The sequence below is a fragment of the Novipirellula aureliae genome (assembly GCF_007860185.1).
Lineage (GTDB): Bacteria > Planctomycetota > Planctomycetia > Pirellulales > Pirellulaceae > Novipirellula_A > Novipirellula_A aureliae.
The window spans coordinates 326,499-349,581 of the sequence record NZ_SJPY01000007.1; the positions used below are offsets into that span (position 1 = coordinate 326,499).

The window sequence follows — 23,083 nt, forward strand, 5'->3', positions numbered from 1 at the left end:
TGTTTCATAAGTCACCTGTTAAAGTAGAGCTGAGGCTGGTCGATGCAAGCGGTCGGTCAACACTTGTCCTGTCAAGCTTGCCGATACCTTGCAAATCGTCTCGGGTGTCCCGCTAGCGACAATCGTGCCACCGTTTTGAGCGGAACCGGGACCGATGTCAATAAGATAGTCGGCTGCTTGCATGAGTGTCGGGTTGTGTTCGACGACAACTAGCGAATGTCCGTCGGCGATCAGAGCATCAAAACAGTCTACCAAGCGGACGATGTCGGCAAAATGCAGTCCCGTCGTCGGTTCATCGAGAATGAATAGCGTTCTTCGCCGCGAGGCGGATGCCAAGAATGCCGCCAGCTTTAAACGCTGTCCTTCGCCGCTGGAAAGCGTTGTCCCCGGCTGGCCGAGCTTGATGTAGCCGAGCCCAACGTCGACAAGACGTTTCAGTCGATCCTGCACTTTTTGCTCACCGCGAAAAAACGAGATCGCTTCGCCAGCGGTCATGTCGAGAATATCGGCAATGGAACGGTCGCGGTAGTGAACTTTCAAAATGTCATCTCGGTAGCGTGAGCCGCGGCAAGATGGGCATCGCATCGTCACATCCGCTAGAAATTGCATGTCAATTTGCAGCACTCCCGCTCCTTCGCATTCGCTGCATTGGCCTTTACTACTGTTGAAACTAAAGTGCCCTGGGCTATAGTTCCGAGTCCGGGCGTCGACCGTTTCCGCGAAGACTTTCCGAATGGCATCGAAGGCTTTCACATAGGTGACGGGGCAACTTCTTGCACTCTTGCTGATTGCGGACTGATCGATCAGCATGCATTCATCGACTTGACTTAGCCCTTGGATCGACTCGAACGGCAAGCATGGCGTTGGCGTTGTTGTTGGATTTTTGCGGTTGCGAACGGCTCCGTAAAGCGTCTCTTGAACGAGCGAACTTTTACCGCTGCCCGACACGCCGGTTACAAGACAAAGCACTCCGAGTGGGAAGTCGACGGACACATTTTTCAAGTTATGTCCTGAAGCGCCGTCGAGGGTAATGAAGCCGCGTGGTTTACGAGGTTGGCGATCTCTCAGCGTCCATCCTCTTTTTCCGCTAAGGAATTGGCCGGTGATACTCTCTTTGGCCTTAAGCATTTGCTTGGGAGTTCCTTGGAACATCACTTTGCCACCTTGCCGACCGGCGGTAGGTCCTATTTCCAGGACTCGATCGGCAAGACGGATCAGTGTTTCATCGTGTTCGACAACAATGACCGTATTGCCACGATTTCGCAGTCCCAAAATCGCTTCGACCAAGCGGTTGATATCGGCAGGATGCAATCCAGCGGTCGGTTCATCGAGGACATACAACATGTTGACGAGCGAACTACCGAGTGCCGCCGTTAACGCAACTCGCTGCGTCTCACCGCCGGATAGGGTCCGCAAGGGGCGATCGAGTTGCAAGTAACCAAGTCCAACAGCCTGTAAGTAGCCGATGCGGTCCGAGAGCTGATTGATGGGCTCCGAAGCTATTTGTTGTTCACGTTCTTCGAGTGGGATGGTCGACAGGAAGTTTGCAGCATCATCGGTTTGCATGGCCAACACGTCGGCGATGTTTTTCGAGTCCAACTTGTAGGCGAGGGCAAGTGGATTGAAGCGGCGACCACCACAATCCTCACAGGGGTGATAACTTCGGTACCGGGACGCAAAGATGCGAATGTGCATCTTGTATTTTTTGCGGTCTAACCATGCAAAGAATCCATCGAGACCGCCAAAGTTCCGCTCGGGGACCCCTTTTTGTATCAGCCGCAGGTGTTTCTTTTTAAGGGAAGAAAACGGAACGTCGACCGGAATGCCGTAGTCGGATGCCAGTGCGAGGAGCTCATGTTTTTCATGTTCATACGAAGGTGTGTTCCACGGTGCAATCGCACCATCAGCCAGCGATAACGATTTATCGGGGACAACCAGATCCATATCGACACGGACGACATCGCCGAAGCCCTCGCATGTGGGGCATGCACCGAGAGGGTTATTGAAGTTAAACAAGCGTGGCACAGGATCGGGATAATCGATGTTGCAATTGTCGCAACGTTTTTCGCGGCTAACCGTCTGCCGATGCCATGTTCGACCATCAATCTCGATACCGTTCACGGTACCGCTGGCGTCTTGGATCTCCGTCAAGATCACGGCTCTTCCATGCCCTTCGCCCATTGCGGTTTCAAGCGATTCGGTAACGCGGGTTCGATCGAGATCGGCTGATAAACGATCCACGATAACCGTGCAGTCGATCCCGCTGCGGCCTACTTTTTGGGCCAGTTGTTTACGATCGTTGTCGGACAGATGGAACGTTTGATCGCCCACGATCAATCGCAAGTACCCCTCTTGTTGGAGCCCCTGCAGTATCTCGCTGGCCGCTTTGCGATCAGGCAGCCACGCGGTGAACCCTATCATTCGCCGCGTTGGGGTGGCGTTACGCCCCGTTGCAGCCGAAATGATCTCGTCTGCCACGGTCGATGGGTCATCGCTTTGGACCGGATTGCCGCATGCGTAGCAAAACAGTTTTGCGGTTTTTGCATAGAGCAAGCGTAAGTGGTCGGCAATTTCGGTCGCGGTGGCGACGGTGCTGCGATTCGTTCGCGAACCGCCTGCTCGCGTCACGGCGATCGCAGGAGGGATGCCTTCCATCGAATCACAATCGGGTTTGTCGAGTCGCTGGAGAAACTGGCGTGTGTAGGCTGAGAAACTCTCGATATAGGCTCGTTGGCCTTCGGCGTAGAGCGTATCGATCGCCAGCGACGTTTTGCCGCTACCGGAGACACCACAGAATGCGATGAGTTTGCCACGGGGGATATCGACGTCAATATCCTGTAGATTGTGGACGCGGCAGCCGCGTACGGAGATAATGTCTCGGCTCAACGATGTCTCAACAGGGAAACGTTATTTGAAGAAAATGACTCATAATGCGATCCTTTTAGGCTACCGACGTTTTGTCGCACCTACAACGTGCCTTCATCCTGTTGGCCAAAGATCATCTTGGCCCTATTATGTACGTCATGCACGGCACGGGCCACGTGGTGTTTCGAAAACACCATGAATAGACAAATGAATCGAGGCAGTGTGTTGTTACTGTCCAAACCTTATCAGGAGTGAAAATGAATTTGCCGACTAAGAACAAAAAGCTTATCGACTGGGTCAACGAGTGTGCTGAGCTGATGACACCCGACGCGGTGGTCTGGTGTGATGGATCGGAAGCCGAGTACCAAAAGATGTCCGACATCACGGTTGATTCTGGCTTGGCGGTTCGTTTGAAGAAGCGTCCCAATAGTCTATTGTTTCGCAGTGATCCGAGCGACGTGGCGCGAGTGGAAAACCGTACTTATATTGCATCCAAGACAAAAGAGGCTGCTGGTCCAACCAATAATTGGATCGATCCGAATGAACTCAAAGCGACGATGACCGAACTGTACCGCGGGTGCATGAAGGGACGTACGATGTACGTCATCCCTTTCTCGATGGGTCCGGTTGGTTCAAAGATCGCAAAAATTGGTGTCGAGCTCACGGACAGCCCCTACGTCGTGATGAACATGCACACCATGACACGCGTTGGAACCATCGTGCTCGAAGTGCTCGGTGAAACAGGTGAGTTCATTCCCTGCTTGCATTCGATCGGTAAACCGCTTGCCGAAGGGGAATCCGACAATGGGCTATGGCCATGTGCTCCACTTGACAAGAAGTATATCGCTCATTTCCCAGAAGAACGATTGATTTGGTCTTACGGATCGGGCTACGGCGGTAACGCTCTGCTCGGTAAAAAGTGTTTGGCACTGCGAATTGCATCGGCGCAAGCTCGCGATGAAGGTTGGATGGCCGAGCACATGCTAATCCTGAAGTTGACCAACCCCGAGGGTGTGGTCAAGCACGTGGCTGCTGCCTTCCCAAGTGCTTGCGGTAAAACCAACCTCGCAATGCTGGTTCCGACCATTCCCGGTTGGAAAGTCGAAACGGTTGGTGACGATATCGCATGGATGAAATTTGGCGAGGATGGCAAACTTTATGCGATCAATCCTGAAGCAGGATTCTTTGGCGTTGCTCCAGGCACCTCAATGGAATCGAATCCGAATGCCATGAGGTCGATCGAAAAGGATACAATCTTTACCAATGTTGCCCTGACCGAGGATGGCGATGTTTGGTGGGAAGGGATCGGGTATCCAGCTCCAGGCAAGCTGATCGACTGGAAGGGGAACGAATGGGAGGAAGGCAAGTCGGAAGGTCCTTCGTCGCACCCGAACTCTCGGTTTACAGCCAAGGCAAAGAACTGCCCTTCGATCGCTTCGAATTGGGAAGATCCAAACGGCGTTCCCATTGACGCGTTCCTATTCGGTGGTCGCCGTCCGTCGGTGATTCCATTGGTTCACGAAGCCGATAGCTGGGCACACGGAACTTTCATGGGATCGATCGTCGGATCGGAAGTGACCGCTGCGGCACTTGATTTGAAAGCCGGGACCATTCGCCGCGACCCGATGGCAATGCTGCCATTCTGTGGCTACAACATGGGCGAGTACTTCCAACATTGGATCGATCTTGGAAAACAAGAAGGGGTTCAGCTACCAAAGGTATTCTTCGTCAATTGGTTCCGCAAAACCGAGGACGGAAAATGGCTATGGCCTGGCTTCGGTGAAAACTCGCGAGTGCTCGAGTACATCTTCAACCGCTGTGATGGCAAAGCCAAAACGGTTGACACCCCAATTGGGAAAATGCCAGCCAAGGGTGAGATCAGTCTGCCTGATGGTGTCGACGAAGAGGATATGGAGGAATTGCTTTCGGTCGACCTGGAAGGCTGGAAAGCCGAAGTCGCCGACATCAAGGCAAATCACTATCCGCAATTTGGCGACAAACTGCCGAAAGAATTGGCGGCTTTCCTCGAATCTCTCGAAGAAAAGTTGAACGCCTAATTCCAAGTGTTCCCCCTCGGCGAAATGCCCTGGCAATTTACGAGCCCAGCCTAACGGGCTGGGTTTCGGAGAAAGTAAGAAACCCGTAGGGCCAACGGCCTGACAGTTTAACCATCAACCTTAAGGCAAACGGCCGAACCGCTGACTCTGCAACGATCGTGATCCCCCCCCAGCCCGATGGGCTGAGCTATGCAAATGGGCCGTTGGCCCGAAAATGTCGCTTGCGATGTGCGTAGATCATGATACTCGCCGTTTATCTATAAGCATTCGAAATGATCCGATGCGAACTTCTAAACACATTCAGCCTAAGGATTCACGAACCTATCAGGAGCGGCGTCTCCAGGAGCATCCAAACTGTTTTGCTTGCGGTGCCAATCAACCTAATGATGACGGTCGGTGTAGCGGCTTAGGACTTGGCTTGCGATTCGAACTCGTTGGCAATGGAATCGTCGAAGCAACGTTCGCTTGTCAACAACATTTCGAAGGTTACCCGAACATGCTGCATGGTGGCATCGCGTGCATGTTGCTCGATGCAGCAATGACGAATTGCTTGTTCGCGAATCAGATTACTGCGGTCACCGGAGATATGAATGTACGCTTTCGCAAACCGATTGTGATCGAAACGACCGCGGTCATCCGGGCTTGGATCGAATCGCCACAAGCACCTCTTTACAAAGTCGCGGCGGAGCTTCGTCAAGACAACCGCATCAAAGCGTCGGCACACGCTCGATTTGTCGAGCGAAACACTGCCGATCAAATCGTCCAGGATCATCCATGGCAGCAAAACTAAAAATAACGGTCGTTGTCGAGAATACGGCTCGCGGCCAAGGAATGCTCGCTGAACACGGACTGGCGATTTGTATTCAGTACGGTGAGAAACAAATCTTCTTCGATACGGGCCAAGGATTCGTTCTTCAGCAAAATGCCAGGAAGCTTGGTATCCATTTGCGCCGTACCGATGCCGTGGTACTCAGTCACGGTCACTATGACCACACGGGCGGATTAGCGATTCTGATCAAACAGAATCCTGATTTGCAATTATTCGCTCATCCAGCAGCGTTTGAGGAGAAGTACAGTCTGAATGCCGCAGGGACAAGTCGCGATGTTGGTTTGCCTAAAGCCTCGGTTTCGGCGGTACAGGATTTACGGCACCCCTCAACCGCAACCATTGAGCCAACATGCATCTGCGGAGGCTTGTTCGCAACCGGGACGGTCCCACGTACCGCCGATTTCGAAGCAGAACCAGAGAGCTTTTGTTTGGATCCAAGCGGAAGTCGGCGGGACGAACTCGAGGACGACCAAGCACTTTATTTTGAATCCAGCGAGGGGACGGTCGTCTTGTTAGGCTGTGCCCATCGCGGGGTGATTAGTACTCTGAAGTATGTTCAGACATTGACAAAGGATCGGCCCATTCATGCCGTCTTTGGTGGTATGCACCTGGTCAATGCGACGGCAACGCGGATTGAACGCACGGTCCAAGCGATTCAGGAAATCAATCCGGCAATCATCGGCCCTGCACATTGTACGGGCGATGCCGCGACCGGGGCGTTTTGGTGTGCGATGCCCGATCGCACGGTCGGTTATCACGTCGGGTCACGCTTCGAGTTCGACGGCGTTATCGACTTTTAGCTCCAAACGGACTAGGCTAAGAGGTCTCCGTTAGACCGTGCGGAAGCTTAGAATCGTCGTAACAGATTGACTTGCAGAGGTTTCCGTGAAAAGGCCGAATGACAGGCGGTTTTTGTTACCCGAAGCGAAATCGAAGATATCCTGGGGATCCTTCGCTTGCGCTATTTGATAGTCGCGAAGCGATGACAGGCTTTAGCCGCGGACGCAAGTTCGGGGGGCTCGCGTCAAAGGACGATCGGAGAGTCCCGAAGGGAGGACAGGTGATAGGCTGGAACACCTATCGTCCCTTCGCGACTTCCGGTTCCAATTGGAAACGAAACCACGGACTCGCGCCCGTGGCTATTTCCTACCGTGCCTTCGACACTCAATAGCGACACTCAATAGCGACACTTTAAAATTTGCGTTTCGGGCTATAATAATCGCGATTTAACAAGCATTGCAGTCCGCCTGCCGGGCAGGCGGTTAAACTTCTTCATCCCACCCACCCACCGAATGAACAATGACCACTGTTGCACTTCGTTTCGTCTTTATGGTTTTTCTGACCTCCATTTTGACTGTCGATCTCTTCGCACAGACGAATTCTGAATCCGTCTATTCCTATCCGCCTGAGGTTACTTTGAGCTCGGTTAGCGAGCGTATTGTCCCTGCGGCAAAACCACATCCTCGCTTGTTTGCGGATTCTGAAAAGCTCGCTCGACTGGCTGATTTGTCGGATGCCTCCACCCTAAAGAAAACGCTCGCGGACGCTGTGGTTCAAGAAGCTCGGTATCTCGATTCCGCACCGCCGATCACACGGCGATTGGAGGGGCGACGACTGCTGGGAATGTCACGAAGATGTCTCGATCGTGTAATAACGCTCTCGACGGCCTATTACCTAACGGGTGATTCGTCCTTTGTTCGCCGCTGCGAAAAGGAGATGCTTGCAGCGGCTGCGTTTTCTGATTGGAACCCGAGTCATTATCTTGATGTGGCGGAGATGACGCTCGCACTCGCGATTGGCTATGATTGGCTTTACGATGAACTCAGCCCCGAATCACGGCAATTGATCTCTTCAGCGATCGTCGAAAAGGGGGTCGAATTACCTTGGACAACGGAGCACAATGGTTGGGTTCGAGCAAGTAACAATTGGGGACAAGTGTGTCATGCCGGCATGGTCGCTGGAGCATTGGCCATAATGGACGACTATCCTGAATTGGCAGCCAAGACGGTCCACCGTGCTATCACAAATGTACCGAATTCAATGCGTGCGATTGCGCCCAAAGGAAGTTATCCGGAAGGCCCTGGGTACTGGGCCTATGGCATCGGTTTTAACGTGCTCCTAATCGATGCACTTGAGTCCGTGATGGGAACCGATTTCGGGTTAAGCAAAGCTCCAGGATTCGCTCAGACAGGCAATTACCCCGCTCTGGTAACGGGACCGTCGGGGCTAACGTTCAACTATGCCGACGGTGGGGCGGGACGGCAGCCTCAAGAATCATTGTTTTGGTTCGCCTCTCGATACGACTCGCCTGAGTGTTTGCAGGGGGAAGCATTGCGGATTGAGAATTTTGCCAAAACCTTAAAAAAAGGCAACTCAGGAACGGGATCGAATCGCTTGCTACCGCTGGCACTGTTATGGATGAACGGTGAGGAAGTCGAAGCAGAATCTCTTGTTGAATCCGAATCGCTGCCTTTACATTTCAGTAGCGATGGCAGTGTTCCGATTACCATTCATCGCAGTGATTGGTCACGGCATCCGGCGACGTTTATGGGAACGAAGGCGGGATCGCCCTCCGCGAATCATGGGCAAATGGATATCGGTTCCTTCGTTCTCGACGCCGACGGGGTGCGTTGGGCAGTCGATTTAGGAGCCGAAGGGTATCACGGCATCGAACAACGGGGAATGAATTTATGGAGCCGAAAGCAGGATTCCGATCGCTGGAAAATTTTTCGCCAACGCAACGAAGGACACAACACGCTCGTCATCAATGAGCAACTACAAAATGCGTCAGGCTTTGCCAAAGTGATCGATTTTAGCGATGATCCAAACAACGCTTTCACCGTGATGGACCTGACGGACATCTATCGGGGACAAGCGAAATTGATTCATCGTCGTTTTGAAATGGCACCTAATGGGATCGTGACCATCAAAGATATCATCAAGGGAATCCTACCGGGGTCGAAAGTTCGCTGGGGCATGGTAACCTACGGCAAACCAACGCGTTCAAGTTCGTCAGACGTTATGCATCTCGCCCAAAAAAATAAAACATTGCGATTGAAAATTGAAAGTCCAACTTCGGCAGAATGGCAGACGATCGATACTGCGACTCCACATCACGAGTGGGACTCTCCTAATCCTGGTACCCAGATGGTCGCGTTCGAAGCGATCGCACCAGAATCGGGTGAGTTGAGCTTGGTTGTCGAGTTGGTTCCAGGATCGGTCAAATAGCATGACGCAAAACGAGATGTTCGCCGATGCCCGCCGTAGCATGGTGCTGCTGGTCGCAGTCGTGATGCTTTTTTCGAGTACGGCCGCTTGGTGGTGGGGCGAAAGCTCGTTTGCAAATTTTTCGTCGGCAGCACTTGGACGAATGGGTTTGGTCATGGGCGCAATCTGGATAGCGTGGCCATCGCTGCGACGCCCCGCGGCTTGGTTCCCTGCTGCGGTTCCTGTCATTGGCATTGTCGCCTTGATGATCCTCGCAGCTCAGCCGCGGCTGATCTTTGCCGTGCTGCCAGCCGCTGGCATGTTGATGGCCCTGACCGTGGTCGTCAAAGTGTTCCGCCGCAAGTAGCACGCAGGATTAGGGCAAGTCGTTTTCTCGATAACCCCTTCCAATCTCGCGTTTCGTCGGGGGGGAGAGCTCTTCGAACCTTGCGGTGTTTCGTCACAATTGACGACGATTCCGACTCTTTGTAGCGAATGTATCAGCTATTCGTATCACTATTGAGTTTCTGTTTTTCAAAACGCTATTTGCGACCTATCGTTTCCCAGTGGACTTCGGCGATGAGGCCGTAACGGCCGGATCGGAGTTTGAATACCAAATCCAAAAGAGAAGTTGCACCATGTCAAAAAAATGTATCGGGGTTCTCACCAGTGGTGGCGATTGTCCAGGACTCAATGCGGTCATTCGCGGAGTCGTCAAATCATCGAGTCAACTCGGTTATGATTGCATCGGTTTTCTAAAAGGTTACGAAGGACTGCATGATCCCGTTCGCTACAAGACGCTAACACCGCAAAACACGACCGGGATTTTGAATCAAGGCGGAACGATCCTAGGATCGACAAATAAAGGACGTTTTGCAGCAACGGTCGGTGTATCGGATCGCGTCGAAATCGATCCTGAATTGCTCGCAGGAGTAAAAGTCACCATCGACCAACTCGGTATCGAAGGCTTGGTATGCGTCGGTGGCGATGGTTCATTAGCGATCGCTCAGCAATTCCACGAATATGGAATTCCGGTCGTAGGGGTTCCGAAAACGATCGATAACGATTTGTCCTCGACCGCATTCACGTTTGGCTTCGATAGTGCGGTAGAATGTGCAACCAATGCGCTCGATCGACTCCATACAACGGCGGCAAGCCATGGTCGCATCATGGTTCTCGAAGTGATGGGGCGGCACGCCGGCTGGATTGCTTTGCACGCTGGGATCGCTGGCGGTGGTGATGTGATCTTAATCCCTGAGATTCCTTGGACGTGGGAGAACGTATGCCACAAAATCCTGTCTCGCGAAAGCCAGGGCAAAGCGTTCACGCTCGTCGTGGTCGCCGAGGGTGCCGCCTTACCCGACGGCCAAAGTGTTGGCCTCGAGCGGGCAGGGGCGCAAACCCAACTTGGTGGAATTGGCCAAATTGTGGCCGCCGAGATCGAGCGACGACTGCACCATGAGACCCGTGTTTGCGTGCTTGGACATCTACAACGCGGTGGGTCACCGACGACGTTCGATCGCGTATTGGCAACCCAGTACGGTGCCCATGCGGTGCGACTTATCGTCGAAGGCAAGTTCGGTGAGATGGTTTGTTATCAGCCACCAACGGTTTCCAGTGTGCCGATTACCGAAGCGGTCAACCAACTTCGTCAAGTCGACCCACAAAGTTCTGCGGTCCAAGCCGCCCAAGCGCTCGGGATTAGTTTTGGGAACACGCATGCCGACGCCAGCCCGTTTGTTGCCAAAGCGGAACGATTCGAACGCAATCGGGTTCCCAGCACAGCGGATTTGGGGCAAAGTGCCGTGCTGGCGTTCGAAATCGCCAACGCCGCAACCGCAGACGCTTTGGTTTGATCCGAACGCTCCACTCGATATATTTCTGGTGGTTAACTATCATGCAGTGACGTGCAGCGTTTTGGGCCCCACCCGAAACGCCGGTTCATGGACTCGATTTTCGTCCCTGGAATGAATAACCGAAAGAACAGTCATGTCAGGTAGCAATGTTCGCAGTATCGATGCGCTCGCAGCGCTGCATCGCGGTATCCTCCACCTATCAGAGGACTGGGACAAAACGCTTCAAGAAGTTCGTACGGTCGTCCACCGCACGCAAGAAACTTTCACGAACACTCAGCCAGCCTATTGGCGTCACCAACACCAGTTGGCGGAACGTGAATTGACGGAAGCGAAAGACAACCTGGCTCGCAAACGATCCGTCGTTCGTGCAAGCGATCGACCCGCCGCCAGCGAGGCGGTCGCAAGGGTTAAAAAGGCGGAACAGCGGATGCGAGTCTGCGAAGAAAAACGCCAAGCCGTCCGGGGCTGGGCCAACGAGGTCAATAAAGCGTGCGACGACTTGCTAGGGCCCCTGGCCGATGTCCGCGATCAATGTGATACCGTTCTACCACAAGCCGCTCGAGAATTGGCGATCATGATTGACCAACTTCGGCTGTATGCCGAACAAGCGAAGGAGAGCGGGTAAGGGTTCCACCAATGGAAATCGATCGATTACCGTCTACGGCGACCTGGGAAACGGCTTTCGTACCGATGTTGTTGAATGAAAAGCGGGTCATCGAGCAAATCAGGAATCTTGAAACTCCCTGATTGATAAGGATCATTGACGTAACCCATCCCGTACGGCGCGACACTGCCGATGGTCGAGTATCCGTAAATGGGATACCCTCGACTTCCATTCCCATAGCTCTGATAGCCATAGCCCTGAAACGCCATTCCATTGATCGAATGGTGGCGAAATTGATGAACCGTTGTCGGGTAAGCATCGAACCGTTGAGCATTGACGGAACTGCACATTATCGAACCGGCCGCCACAATACTCCATAAAACCCGCTGCATTTTAAAACTCCCGTGCAAAATCGTTAAGAATTCAAGGCCCAAAGTAGGCGAGTCTCTCCGAGACTCGCAAGATTCGCGTCTCGGAGAGTCGCGACAACTCAGTTTACGTTGCAAACGGCGTCCGGGCATCGATAATCTAGCGAGGTTCGCATTCGCAAGGCCCCAAAGAAACGGTACAATGGGATTTATCGAATATCGTACCTTTCAATTCCTTCGAATAACTCATTCGGAAATGCCCGTGCCAGATTTTTCACCGCTAAAGTTGACGCTGCGATTTCTCGTCGTAGTCGTCCTTGTTTGCTTCAACAGTGACTTTGCCTTGAGCCAGGCGTTTTTTCGACCGATTGTCAATACTCAATCGGGGCGTCTGATCGAGGCTCCTCGAAGTGTTCAACAACAACTTCGCGAAGCTGAGCGTGCGATCGAAAACAGGAATTTCAGTGATGCGGTTGTACGCCTTGGTGAATTATTGCAGCGGGATCAATCATTATCCGATGATGCTTACCTACACGGTCAAGACTTCTTTTTAGACGTCGACGAACAGATGAATGGCGGCGGTAGCCCTCAAATGCTCTCCCGCAACAGTCTGCTGCACCGCGCACGAGAGATAATCGGCAGTCTGCCCCCGCAAGCTCTCGACATGTATGAGCTACGTTATGGCCCTTTGGCCAGAAAGACGCTCGCGGACGCTGCCGAGTCGAGGGACTGGGACCAGGTTGCCGAAGTTCGCCGTAAATTCTTTCATGCCAAAGCCGGTTACGAAGCCTCGCTACTGTTGGCTCAACGCGATCTCTACGCTGGGCATGCTTTATCCGCTTCGCTATTGCTGGACGATGTGGTCGTTTCCGATGCTGCCGTCGCTCATCTTGGTCAGTCGGTCAAGTTGATTTACGCGGTGGCTTGTCGTGCGGCGGGGCGAGAATGGGATGCATCGCTTCGTCCCGTCGGCGAAATCATGGTGCATGGTGAGCGTGAATCGATTCCGGCCGATGTTGAGATGGACAACTGGATGGATGAGCGATTCAGCGGCGGCAACCCGATCAACGCGAAGCAAAATGACTACCCTTACTTTGGCGGCCAGGCCGACCGCAACGATCGAAGTCTCGCCGAACTACCGCTTGCCAACGAACGGTGGCAAGTCGATACCACCGCGAGCCCGAGGCAAACGCGGACGCTCCGCGAACTGTCGTCCGGATTGGCATCGAATGGCAAATTGTTACCGCCGAGTTGGACGCCGATTCGCGTCGGCAACCAACTACTGATGCGGACGACCGAGCGACTCGTCGGCGTCGATTACCGGACGGGCAAACGCGTGTGGATGTACCCATGGTTTTCTACCAACAAGAACTATGACAGTGATCCTGACAACATCGACTTTGATGCACTTTCGGATGAAGACGATGCCAACAACCTGCTCAGCCAGCGTGTTTGGAATGATCTGCCCTACGGACAAATAACCAGTGATGGCAAGCGAGTGTTCATGCTCGACGATTTGGGCGAAGTCGAAATGGCAACGTTTAGCCCGATCATGGGAATGCGAGGAACTCGTCCGAGCGAAACGAGTGCGAACACCCTTGTCGCACTCGATCTGGAAACCGAAGGCAAACTGGCTTGGCGATTGGGTCGAGGTGACGATCGCGAATCGAGTTTGAAGGACGCTTTTTTTCTCGGCCCACCGCTGCCTCTCGATGGCAAGTTGTACGTGATGGCAGAAATCGCTGGCGATATCCTTTTGGTCTGCCTCAACCCTGCGACGGGTGACGAACTTTGGCGACAACACTTGGTCGCTGTGGAAACGGGTGGCGTCGATAGCGATCCGCTTCGGCGTGTCGCCGGTGCCACGCCGACTTACCACGAAGGCGTTCTCGTCTGCCCGACGAGCACCGGAGCCTGTGTCGCAATCGACTTGGTCGACCGCATGCTCCGCTGGGGAGCCACCTACGTTCGCAGCGACGAAATCGTTCGCGGCATCAACACGCGAGCGCGACGAGGAATCGAATCGAGCCAATTGATGCTGCGTTGGTACAACGGGGGAGCGGTCGCTGCGGATCAATACCTACTCATCACGCCGATCGAATCGGACAAGCTTTATGGATTCAATTTGCTCAGTGGCGAGATGTTGTTTCCACCAAAAGATCGGATCACGATGCGATATCTCGCAGGCATCCGTGATGGAAAGTTCCTGTTGGTTGGGGCCAATCAAGTGGGGGCCTATGCGTTGCCGTCGGGCGACCAACTTTGGATGAGTGGGCTCGATGCTTTATCGGTCGGCCAACTGATTTCAGGGCGTGGAGCGTTTGCAGAACATTCTTACCTTTTACCCACCTCGACAAACGAAATCGTCAAACTGTCGCTTGAAGATGGGGAGGTGGTGGATCGCCGCCAGTTGCGTTTTCCGCTCGGCAATCTGGTCGCGGCCGACGGTGAATTGATCTCACAAACGGCCACACAGTTGTCGGTCTCGTATGGCGAGAAATCTCTTGGACCCAAGGTGGAACTGGCACTGAAATCGAATCCCAAGGACACATTGGCAATCGTACGCAAAGCAGAACTCCTCCTGCAAGCTGGCGAACGCGATGAAGCTCTCGCCTTGCTTGCCGAAGCAAGAGAGCGTGAGCCTGATAACGACGAGGTGCTGATGCTATCCGTTTCGGCAATGCTGGACTCACTACGAGATGCTCCGGTCATTGATGGGGCGATGGTCGAAACGTTGGACGAATTGATTTACGAACCAGACCAACGATTGGAGTTGTTAGCTCTACAAGTACGCGCCGCGTTCGCAGAAAAACGCTATGAAGTTGCGGTGGAAAAAATGGTCGAATTATCGGCACTGGCTTCCTCGCAATCGACTCCCGAAGATGCTGCGTCGCGAATCGTATCGGAAGCAGGCCGACAATGTACCCTTGATGCTTGGCTAAGTGCTCGCGGATCGCAAATTGCCGATGACTTGATTCGTCGCAACGATTCGGAGCAACTCAATCGGGTCAATGAAACCGTTCTGCGGCTACTTAGCAATAAACGCATTGCGTCCGACGGTTTGCTACAAACATTGGCCTCACAATTTCGATCGTTAGAAGGTGTCAAACCCATTCGCGATGAATTGTTTGATCGCTACGTAGAGGACGCCCAATGGCTTCGAGCGTTTGGATTGCTATTGGGCAGCAAGCCAATCACTTCCGAATCGGTTGCCGAGTTGTCGACCGACCGTCTGATTGAACTAGCAAAGATCTATACGTTTGATGGTTTTGGCGAGGATGGTTTGGCGGTGCTCGATCGACTGCGAGAAAGAAACGATGCACCGGACGGCAAATCGCTTGCCCAGATGGAAATTGAAACGGAAGCCGCAGTGCGTGAGTTCGAGTGGCCCGAGAACGCTCGTGTGATTTGGGAACCTCTCCCGCGACGAACGCGAGCAACGATGTCGTTTCGTCAGCAGATTGCGGATACGACGATTCAGTATGGCGAAGAATTTCGCGATTGGCGATTGAATAGCGAAGGTGCGTTTGCTCTGGGAATCCGCGATCCGAATGGCGATTCGCGTGTTATCCCATTAAGATTTGAGAGTCAGCAACGAGATATGCGACAAAACGAAGCCAAAATCGCTGGCGGGATGATGGTCGTCATTACCTCCAATGCGCTGATCGGAGTCGATTTGCATCGGCTGAAGGATCGCGACGCGGAATGCGTGCTTTGGCAACACAATCTTTCCAGCGATGGAACATCGCAATTAAACCGCCGCAGCCGTCCGACGCGATTCGGGGACCAAGTTTATCACTATAAATTGGATGCACCCGTCGCCAAGAATGGTGAGCCAAGATTCAGCATCGGACCGCTTCAAGGTGATCAAGTTGTCGCCCTTCAAGGTGGTGACTTGATGGCGTTTGACCAAATGACAGGTGATATCCGCTGGCGAAATGCCGGTGCACCGCTCGGAGGCATGGTGCTTTCCGATGGGAAAGAAATTGCCGTGATTTCAGAAATGGAGAAACGCGTTTTCTTCTACAATACGCTCGATGGAAGCAAGCTAAGAGAAGCGTCTTGGGATCATGGCATGTTGTGGGCTGGCGAAGGAAAACATGCTCTATGCTACCAAGAAATCCCTGATCGAAGCCGAGAATTCTATGTCCGTTTGGTGAATCCGTTTAACCAAAACGTTGTGCTGGAGAAAACGACGTATGAAGCCAACCGAACGACCCGATCGATTCCTGGTTCGTACGGACGAATCGTCAACGGGCGGTACTTTGCAATGCTCGATACCGAAGGAATCGCAGAGGTTTGGGATATCGTTGACGGTTCGCGAATCGCGAAACTGCAAACCGAGTCCTATGAGGATTTGATCGGAATGCAAGCCTCGGCAATGGGGCAGACGCTTTATCTGTTTGCTCAGCGACGGGCTAAAGCGATTCGCAATAGTTCGTCGCCGATGCTGCAAACAAGACAAAGCAATGAGCACGAAACCGTCAATGCCGTCTTTGCAATCTCGCTCAAAACCGCCAACGACCAAACCGCCAACGACGATGTTGTCGACAACGAAAGCGTTGGCGAGCTGCTTTGGCAAAAAGAGTTTGATGAGGCTTGGGGCTGCACCATCGCGCAGCCCGGCGCGTCACCGGTATTGATGTTTAGCCGCGCCTATTCGAAATTCTCGCCGGTGAACCCTCGAGTCCGCACGCGAACACTTGACTTCATGGCACTCGATCGCCATGACGGACACGAAGTGGTTTCGGTATATGATAAAGAAGTTCCTAGCAGTACAAACGAGCTGGAAACGCAAATCAAGATGCCGAACCAGCAACCGCTGATCTTTGTCAGCATCGGACTCGAACGACTGCAACTTACCTTCGGTACGAAACAAGATTTGGCGATCGAAGCAGAGGACACAGCCGCGGAGTGAGGCGAGCCTTCACTCACCACTCACCACTCACCACTCATCTCTCTTCCGCGACTGGCAACTCGCGACGGTTCGGTCTCGCTGAGGGAAATTGCCAGCCATCCTTCTCGCATTTCCATCTGGCTGATCTCTAAGTTCTGAGCCGCTTCGTGCGTTTCGAGCACATTTGTCGTGATCGGGAACCCGTGAGTTGTTGAGAGGACTTTGTTAAAGATCGTTCGGATCGGCAAACGTTCCCGCATCGATAAACTTGGACCGCTGATCCGCAAATGACCGTCGCGGACAAGTGTGGCTGACAAACCATCGACCGCTGGCACGTAAGCGCCTCGGACGATGAAACGGCGTAAATCCATCTGGTCGCCTCGCGTCAGGCGAACGATCCGCAGCGTCAACCACATTCGTCCCTCTTCGATTTCGACCGTGATCGGGCGAGTCGGTGCGAATTGGATGAAGACGTCGTCGGGGATGTCATCCGGGATCGATGCCGTGTCGCGACCGAACAGGTAACTGGCTTGCTCAATCATCTCTCGGATCGAGCGTGGATGATCTCGAGGTACCAATTGTTCAAGCATGTTGTTCATTGCCGATTGATGGACCTGAACACTCATCAAACTATCGCGAAGAGCACGTGGGCGAGGCGTGAATGCGGCGAGTTGCCAATCACCGGCGAGTCGATAACGGGCTAGCAACCGTTGGCTGGTCGTCTGCATGTCGACCACTTGTGGGTCAAGTCGCAACGCCCCAAGAGGCCCTAGAACCATCTGTGACAATCGATCGCTCGATTCGTTCAACTTGGTTTCGACCTCTTGATCGATCTGGTTGCCTACCTGTTCACGAAGTTGTCGTTGGCTTTGCCGGTTCGACTCCGGCTTCATTTGGTCGTATTGCGACTGCGCGATGCTGCGGACAAGTGGCCCGATGAGTGGCCAGCGATCGTAATCGCTTTCAATCGATCGCAACTGATTCGTTCCGTTGGCCTGAACCGATGAGATGCCTTTTCGATATCCGTCGCTATGGATTTCGATCGGTGTTGAGGCGATAAACTGCGAGTTTCCTTCGGTCAAAACCGAAACCGGCCCTTTGAACCCTACCGTTCGGGTGTAAACATCACCGCGGGTTTGCAGTTCAATGTGCCAAGTATTTGGTGATGGGGTCAACAAAATTTGCAACTGACTCGCCACACGGCTATTTCCTCGCACTTGGCTTCCCAGAATCCGCGTACGTACCGGGACGGTTTTCGCCTCGATCGTCGGCAGAACCCGTTGTAGCAAACGCTCACTCAATGCAATTCGGATGTTTGCGTTTCGATAATAGGTGTTGAGAACGTTAGCGACTTCTACCGCTTGAGGGCTATCGGCGTGTTGTAGCGTTTGAATGGCTTCCGCGATTTCCACCGAGACGGTATCAATTTCGTTCGACTCTTGATGTTCGATTTGGTTTAACAAACTGGCGTAGTCCACGGCTCCGCCTGCCAGCGGTCGGACCGCAGCCGCCAAAGCATCGATCGTGGGATTGTCAAGCCAAAGGCGATGCTCCGCATGCAGACCATGCCAGCGTAGTCGAGCCAGGAAGCGTTGGGCCAGTAAAGCGGAATCGTCGGCTGCGAACCCACGGCTCGATCGTTCGAGTTCATCAAGGAGCAAATAGGTATTCCATCCTTCGGTGTCCTGAGTTTCCGGAAGAATTTCACGGACGGCCGCAACCGCATCCTCAATCGAGGATCCGAAATCTCGATGCACACGGACGTAGGTTTTCGTGGCATCATGGGACGAAGCGAGCTCCCAAATCGGTTTCCATACGGCCACCCTTCTTTCTAAGCCATAGCACGCGTAGAGCCAACGTATTTGTAGGTCGCGGTCGTTCAATGCTTCGGCGGCGGCATAACCGTCTTCGAAAAGTTCATGGAGCTCTTCGATCAATTGTCCTGCTTCGCTTTGACCAAGTCGGGGCAAACCTCTTAGTTGCTCGAGTTTGTTTTGAACATTCACCGACCATCCCGCTACCCAATCCGCTTTGGAAACCGTTGACAAGTCTGCAAGGGATTGATCGAGACTACGGGTAACCGGCCATCCGGCAGGGCTAAGTTTCGTTACCTGGTTCGACTTCGGATACGATCGATCTGATTCGTCGTCGTTTCGCGTTTCTTGGTCAGTGTTGCTTTTCGCAGGTGCGTCGTTGTTCGCAGGTGCGTTGTCTTTCGCAGGTGCGTAACGACTGATAGGTGCGTTGTCTGTGGGTGCGTCGCTATCCACAGGAGTTGGAGTGATCGGCTTCCTCGTGATCCGTTTCCCCAAGACCGATACATTTCTGGGCAGAATCGTCTCGTGAGGGACAACGTCGTTCGGGCTGGATGTGGATGCAACGGGTTGTACCGTAAGCAACGCGATCTTCGCTGCAGATTCATGCCCCGCCAACTCGTGAGCTTCATTTCGAACCGGTGCCGCAAGTGGAACGGATAAGATTGCGTTATGGCTAATAGGGTGCTGCAGGGGCGTCGCAGTGCCTGTCGAGCGGTCGAGGCTCAGACGATCGGGGATACGAATCGCGCGGTGACCGTGCTCTCCCCGTTCGACGACTGAAGTATTTGGATCGGGAAGCGACTCGTCATTGTGTACCACAGGTACGATCGGAAACGGAGGATCAAGGCAATCATCGAGGCCACTGGGGAAAACGCTAGATCCCAACGTGATTGACGGCGCCAGTTTGGATTTTGGGAACCCTATCGGCAACCGCTCTGGCACTGCGGTCAACCATGTCATCGAAATGACAATGACCGAAGCGGTTAGCGGCCAAAGAATGAGCGATTTTCTAACGTCCTTGAGCATCCCGTTCTCGTTTTGTCTAAATAGGTCGGGAAAAGTAGAATAGAAGACCTTCAGGGCAATGCTGTGCCGTCCATGGCAATTTGCCAACCATAGCATTCAGTTTGGGTCGTTGTACACTTACAATTCGGTCGAATTGGCAGCGCACAATGATCCTGGGTGCCCATCCCTACATAATGCGTGCAATCCCGTAAGTCACCCAAACCGCAAAGTCGATTCGGAATTCTCGCCAAGATTCGACGGGTAATTGTAGGGAAAATGACTGTTGTAATAACTCAATCACAGAAAGCTATCGAGAAATGAAGTTATCGAGGAGAGTCGTTTTTCCAAAAGGGACCATGATAGGAGGGAGCTCGCTCCTTCCACCGCGTGCGGATTGGGCAGCGTTTTGAGCACGACAAAATAGGTGCCCCCTTTGCTAAGCGTTTAAACCACCCAAAAAAAATCACTATTTACTTTGCGCAAACCGATATCGAACAAAAATGTCGAACCCAATAATTTCATCGCCATGACTCAAATCACTGGAAAAATCTATGTCGCTGGGCATCGTGGGATGGTGGGATCGGCTGTGTGCCGACGTTTGGCCAAGGAATCGTGCCAGATTATCACGGCCACACGTGAGCAACTTGATCTGACCGATGCCGCCGCGGTTTCCGAGTTCTTTTCAGACCACAAACCCGATGCGGTTGTGTTTGCGGCAGCCAAAGTTGGCGGCGTTTTGGCGAATGATACTTTCCCAGTCGAGTTTTTGTCCGATAACGTCTTGATGTCGACAGCTGCGATCAATGCGGCTTACCAAGCCAACGTGAACCGTTTTCTATTTTTGGGCAGCACGTGCATCTATCCTCGTGATTGTGCACAGCCGATCCAAGAGGATTCGCTGCTAAGCGGACCGCTGGAAAAAACCAACGAAGCCTACGCATTGGCAAAGATTTGCGGATTAAAACTGTGCCAATTCTATCGGCGGCAACATGGCGTCTTATTTCACAGCGCCATGCCAACGAATCTTTACGGCCCTGGCGACAACTACCATCGAGAACACAGTCACGTTCTTCCTGCTCTCATTCGCCGATTTCACGAGGCCAAGCAGAATGATGACCCGGAGGTTATGATATGGGGAACCGGGACTCCGAGACGCGAATTTTTGCATGTTGACGATCTGGCCGATGCCATTACTTTTCTGCTGGGAACAAGCGAACCGCCAGATTGGGTTAACGTAGGAACGGGGGTCGATTTGTCGATTTCGGAACTAGCCAAGTTGGTGGCACAAACGGTGGGCTACTCGGGAGCGATTGTGACCGACCCCGCGCGGCCGGACGGAACTCCTGTGAAATGTACTGACATGACAAAGCTGCACACCATGGGCTGGAAGCATTCGATCGATTTAGCAAACGGCTTGGAAATGACTTACCATCATTATCTGGAGGAACTCGAATCAGGAAAACTACGCTCGGTCTAGTCATTGCCGCTCTGCACTCCGAGCGGATCGACACCCGCGGCAGAGCCGCCTTGCGAAACTCTTCGCGTTTTTTCGCAACAGAGAATTGCAGCTTATTCTCCTTTTTTAAACCGATGAGAGACAAATGAAAAAAACCGCACTTATCACTGGCATCACCGGTCAAGACGGCAGCTATTTAGCAGAATTGCTTTTGAACAAAGGCTACGAAGTTCATGGGTTGGTCCGCCGTAGTAGCACGTTCTCTACCGAACGCATCGATCACATCTACCAGGACGTTCACGATAAACCAAGCTTATTGCTGCATTATGGCGATTTGACTGATGGACAAGCATTGAGCAACGTGGTGCTGGAGATTGAACCAGATGAAATCTATAATTTGGGCGCTCAAAGTCACGTTCGCGTCTCCTTTGACCAGCCCAACTATACGTTGCAAACCGTTGGTGCCGGAGCCCTTAATGTGCTCGAAGCCGCACGTCTGTTGAATGCGAAGAAACAAGTGCGCGTCTATCAGGCAAGTAGCAGCGAGATGTATGGTGACGTGATGGCAGTTCCGCAGAGCGAAACCACCCCGTTCAACCCACAATCACCCTACGCTTGTGCAAAGGTTTATGCGTTTCATCAAACGGTGAATTATCGCCGTAGCTATGACATGTTCGCCAGCAATGGTATTCTGTTTAACCACGAATCCGAGCGTCGAGGTGAGACATTTGTGACTCGCAAAATAACGCGAGCCGCTGGACGAATTAAGGTCGGCTTGCAAGAAAAGCTCTATTTGGGCAACATGGACGCGAAACGCGATTGGGGATACGCCAAAGACTATGTCGAAGGCATGTGGCGAATCCTGCAACATGATGAGCCCGATGATTTCGTCCTCGCGACGGGGCGGACCGAGACCGTTCGCGATTTTGCGAAACTCGTTTTTGCTCAGCTCGATTTAGATTATCTGGATTATGTTGAAATCGACCCTCGATACTTTCGGCCCGCCGAAGTCGACTTGCTGCTTGGCGATCCTTCGAAAGCGAAAGAGAAATTGGGTTGGGAAGCATCGACCAATTTAGAAGAACTCGCTCGAATTATGACCGAGCACGATCTGGAAATCGCAAAACGCGAAGCTCATGCGAAGAGTTTTGTCCCGAACTAGACAAACCAGCGAAGCTATTTTCACTGCACCTATTGAACGTCTGAGAAACCATGGCCAAAAAGAACTCGAAACAACCCTTCGAGTACGTCGAACCGATCGGTGACCGCGTACTCGTCCGAAAAGACGAGCCGAAGCGCGAAACACGTGGTGGGATTGCGCTACCCGATGCAGCCGAAATACCGACAATTACCGGACGAATCGTGACGATCAGTGCCGTCGTCGAAAACGACGAAGAATTGCCGCTTCGCCAATACGACAAAATTCTTTTTCATCCCAAAAATGCAATCCCCGTTGATTTGGAACACGATAATCAACTGTTTGTCGTCCCCGTCGATGACATCGTCGCCGTCTTTCGCAAAGAAGCACCCGAGTAAAAGAAGCAGCGGAGTGGCCAAAAAAAGGCAATCGATTCGGCTCTTCAGAAGAATTTGTGGGTGGAAAGGAAGTTGCGGAAGTTTTTTTCGAGGCATGGCAGTCGCGATACCCATCACCACGCTTACTCGACTCCCTCGATGCCTCGGAGCAAGAAGCGACGCAGATCGAACATCACCTTGATGACCGCGAACGGTGTTTCGCCGAAATGACGGCGGCGACGGTATGCGATCTTGGACTCCTCCTTCGGCCTCCGGCCTAGCTCGAATGGCGTGGACGGAAGAAAAACGGAGTGAGTTTCACAGGGGTGCCTGAAAAACCTACTCTTCGGTACTTGGGATGGATGAATCAAACCACGGATTCTTCGGTCGAGCCATTTATTCAAAAAACGACGCATCTCGGTAAACCCCTCCGCCGATTGCTGCCAAACATCTGAAAAGCCAGTGTTTTCGTGCTCGTACTCAGCCTTCGGCGGTACTCCCTCTGCGGACTCGAATGGGATCGGGCGTCCGAGTAGGAGTACCATTTCATTGAGTACGAGTACGGTCATTTCGCTGATTTTGGCTGCGATCAGCGGGAAGTCTCAAA

Annotated in this window: 15 protein-coding genes; 11 read left to right on the plus strand and 4 right to left on the minus strand. The window is 52.8% G+C overall.

All coding sequences use genetic code 11. The features are described 5' to 3' along the window. Nucleotides 1–18 precede the first annotated feature (18 nt). A complete protein-coding gene (gene uvrA / locus Q31b_RS21320; protein ID WP_146601679.1) occupies nucleotides 19–2,886 on the minus strand; it encodes an excinuclease ABC subunit UvrA in 2,868 nt (955 codons plus the stop codon). Nucleotides 2,887–3,122: 236 nt separating this feature from the next. Between uvrA and Q31b_RS21325 the strand changes: the two genes are divergently transcribed. The 7 genes from Q31b_RS21325 (at nucleotide 3,123) to Q31b_RS21355 (ending at nucleotide 11,439) form a co-directional block, all read left to right on the plus strand. Continuing rightward, nucleotides 3,123–4,922: a phosphoenolpyruvate carboxykinase (GTP) gene (locus Q31b_RS21325; RefSeq protein ID WP_146601680.1), complete on the plus strand. Its 1,800-nt coding sequence runs from the start codon at nucleotides 3,123–3,125 to the stop codon at nucleotides 4,920–4,922. Between the two features lie 280 nt (nucleotides 4,923–5,202). After that, complete coding sequence (locus Q31b_RS21330) at nucleotides 5,203–5,712, plus strand: PaaI family thioesterase (RefSeq protein WP_197171997.1); 510 nt, start codon at nucleotides 5,203–5,205, stop codon at nucleotides 5,710–5,712. Continuing rightward, a complete protein-coding gene (locus Q31b_RS21335) occupies nucleotides 5,697–6,551 on the plus strand; it encodes an MBL fold metallo-hydrolase (RefSeq protein ID WP_146601682.1) in 855 nt (284 codons plus the stop codon). The genes Q31b_RS21330 and Q31b_RS21335 overlap by 16 nt, the downstream gene beginning before the upstream one ends. Nucleotides 6,552–7,050: 499 nt before the next feature. Then, nucleotides 7,051–8,979, plus strand: a complete 1,929-nt coding sequence (locus Q31b_RS21340; RefSeq protein ID WP_146601683.1) for a heparinase II/III domain-containing protein — start codon at nucleotides 7,051–7,053, stop codon at nucleotides 8,977–8,979. A gap of 1 nt (nucleotide 8,980) precedes the next feature. Continuing rightward, nucleotides 8,981–9,325, plus strand: coding sequence for a hypothetical protein (locus tag Q31b_RS21345; protein ID WP_231617741.1), 345 nt, complete (start codon nucleotides 8,981–8,983; stop codon nucleotides 9,323–9,325). Nucleotides 9,326–9,596: 271 nt separating this feature from the next. Further along, nucleotides 9,597–10,814 carry a 6-phosphofructokinase gene (locus tag Q31b_RS21350; protein ID WP_146601684.1) on the plus strand — a complete coding sequence of 406 codons (1,218 nt, stop codon included), beginning with the start codon at nucleotides 9,597–9,599 and terminating at the stop codon, nucleotides 10,812–10,814. Nucleotides 10,815–10,947: 133 nt separating this feature from the next. Beyond that, entirely contained in the window at nucleotides 10,948–11,439 is a 492-nt protein-coding gene (locus Q31b_RS21355; RefSeq protein ID WP_146601685.1) for a hypothetical protein, read from the plus strand. 26 nt (nucleotides 11,440–11,465) lie between these two features. Here Q31b_RS21355 and Q31b_RS21360 read toward each other — a convergent pair whose 3' ends face one another. Then, a complete protein-coding gene (locus Q31b_RS21360) occupies nucleotides 11,466–11,810 on the minus strand; it encodes a hypothetical protein (RefSeq protein WP_146601686.1) in 345 nt (114 codons plus the stop codon). Between the two features lie 238 nt (nucleotides 11,811–12,048). On the opposite strand from Q31b_RS21360, the gene Q31b_RS21365 reads away from it, so the two are divergent. Beyond that, the gene (locus tag Q31b_RS21365) at nucleotides 12,049–16,704 is read left to right on the plus strand and encodes an outer membrane protein assembly factor BamB family protein (RefSeq protein ID WP_197171999.1); all 4,656 of its coding nucleotides are present in this window, start codon (nucleotides 12,049–12,051) and stop codon (nucleotides 16,702–16,704) included. 20 nt (nucleotides 16,705–16,724) lie between these two features. Here the strand turns inward: Q31b_RS21365 and Q31b_RS21370 are convergent, their stop codons facing one another. Then, the gene (locus Q31b_RS21370; RefSeq protein WP_146601688.1) at nucleotides 16,725–19,526 is read right to left on the minus strand and encodes a hypothetical protein; all 2,802 of its coding nucleotides are present in this window, start codon (nucleotides 19,524–19,526) and stop codon (nucleotides 16,725–16,727) included. A gap of 505 nt (nucleotides 19,527–20,031) precedes the next feature. On the opposite strand from Q31b_RS21370, the gene Q31b_RS21375 reads away from it, so the two are divergent. From Q31b_RS21375 to Q31b_RS21385, 3 genes are all read left to right on the plus strand, one after another. Further along, a complete protein-coding gene (locus Q31b_RS21375) occupies nucleotides 20,032–20,982 on the plus strand; it encodes a GDP-L-fucose synthase family protein (protein ID WP_146601689.1) in 951 nt (316 codons plus the stop codon). A 124-nt stretch (nucleotides 20,983–21,106) separates the two neighbouring features. Further along, nucleotides 21,107–22,123, plus strand: coding sequence for a GDP-mannose 4,6-dehydratase (gene gmd, locus Q31b_RS21380; protein WP_146601690.1), 1,017 nt, complete (start codon nucleotides 21,107–21,109; stop codon nucleotides 22,121–22,123). Between the two features lie 50 nt (nucleotides 22,124–22,173). Then, on the plus strand, nucleotides 22,174–22,497 hold the full coding sequence (locus tag Q31b_RS21385) for a co-chaperone GroES (protein WP_146601691.1): 324 nt from the start codon (nucleotides 22,174–22,176) through the stop codon (nucleotides 22,495–22,497). A gap of 122 nt (nucleotides 22,498–22,619) precedes the next feature. Here Q31b_RS21385 and Q31b_RS21390 read toward each other — a convergent pair whose 3' ends face one another. Then, complete coding sequence (locus tag Q31b_RS21390) at nucleotides 22,620–23,045, minus strand: hypothetical protein (RefSeq protein ID WP_146601692.1); 426 nt, start codon at nucleotides 23,043–23,045, stop codon at nucleotides 22,620–22,622. Between the last annotated feature and the right edge of the window lie 38 nt (nucleotides 23,046–23,083).

What these genes read in the sequence shown, in the direction of transcription:
- Q31b_RS21325 (WP_146601680.1), top strand. Translation starts at nt 3,123, where the DNA reads ATGAATTTGCCGACTAAGAACAAAAAGCTTATCGACTGGGTCAACGAG.
- Q31b_RS21330 (WP_197171997.1), top strand. Translation starts at nt 5,203, where the DNA reads ATGCGAACTTCTAAACACATTCAGCCTAAGGATTCACGAACCTATCAG.
- Q31b_RS21335 (WP_146601682.1), top strand. Translation starts at nt 5,697, where the DNA reads ATGGCAGCAAAACTAAAAATAACGGTCGTTGTCGAGAATACGGCTCGC.
- Q31b_RS21340 (WP_146601683.1), top strand. Translation starts at nt 7,051, where the DNA reads ATGACCACTGTTGCACTTCGTTTCGTCTTTATGGTTTTTCTGACCTCC.
- Q31b_RS21345 (WP_231617741.1), top strand. Translation starts at nt 8,981, where the DNA reads ATGACGCAAAACGAGATGTTCGCCGATGCCCGCCGTAGCATGGTGCTG.
- Q31b_RS21350 (WP_146601684.1), top strand. Translation starts at nt 9,597, where the DNA reads ATGTCAAAAAAATGTATCGGGGTTCTCACCAGTGGTGGCGATTGTCCA.
- Q31b_RS21355 (WP_146601685.1), top strand. Translation starts at nt 10,948, where the DNA reads ATGTCAGGTAGCAATGTTCGCAGTATCGATGCGCTCGCAGCGCTGCAT.
- Q31b_RS21360 (WP_146601686.1), bottom strand. Translation starts at nt 11,810, where the DNA reads ATGCAGCGGGTTTTATGGAGTATTGTGGCGGCCGGTTCGATAATGTGC.
- Q31b_RS21370 (WP_146601688.1), bottom strand. Translation starts at nt 19,526, where the DNA reads ATGCTCAAGGACGTTAGAAAATCGCTCATTCTTTGGCCGCTAACCGCT.
- Q31b_RS21375 (WP_146601689.1), top strand. Translation starts at nt 20,032, where the DNA reads ATGACTCAAATCACTGGAAAAATCTATGTCGCTGGGCATCGTGGGATG.
- gmd (WP_146601690.1), top strand. Translation starts at nt 21,107, where the DNA reads ATGAAAAAAACCGCACTTATCACTGGCATCACCGGTCAAGACGGCAGC.
- Q31b_RS21385 (WP_146601691.1), top strand. Translation starts at nt 22,174, where the DNA reads ATGGCCAAAAAGAACTCGAAACAACCCTTCGAGTACGTCGAACCGATC.
- Q31b_RS21390 (WP_146601692.1), bottom strand. Translation starts at nt 23,045, where the DNA reads ATGACCGTACTCGTACTCAATGAAATGGTACTCCTACTCGGACGCCCG.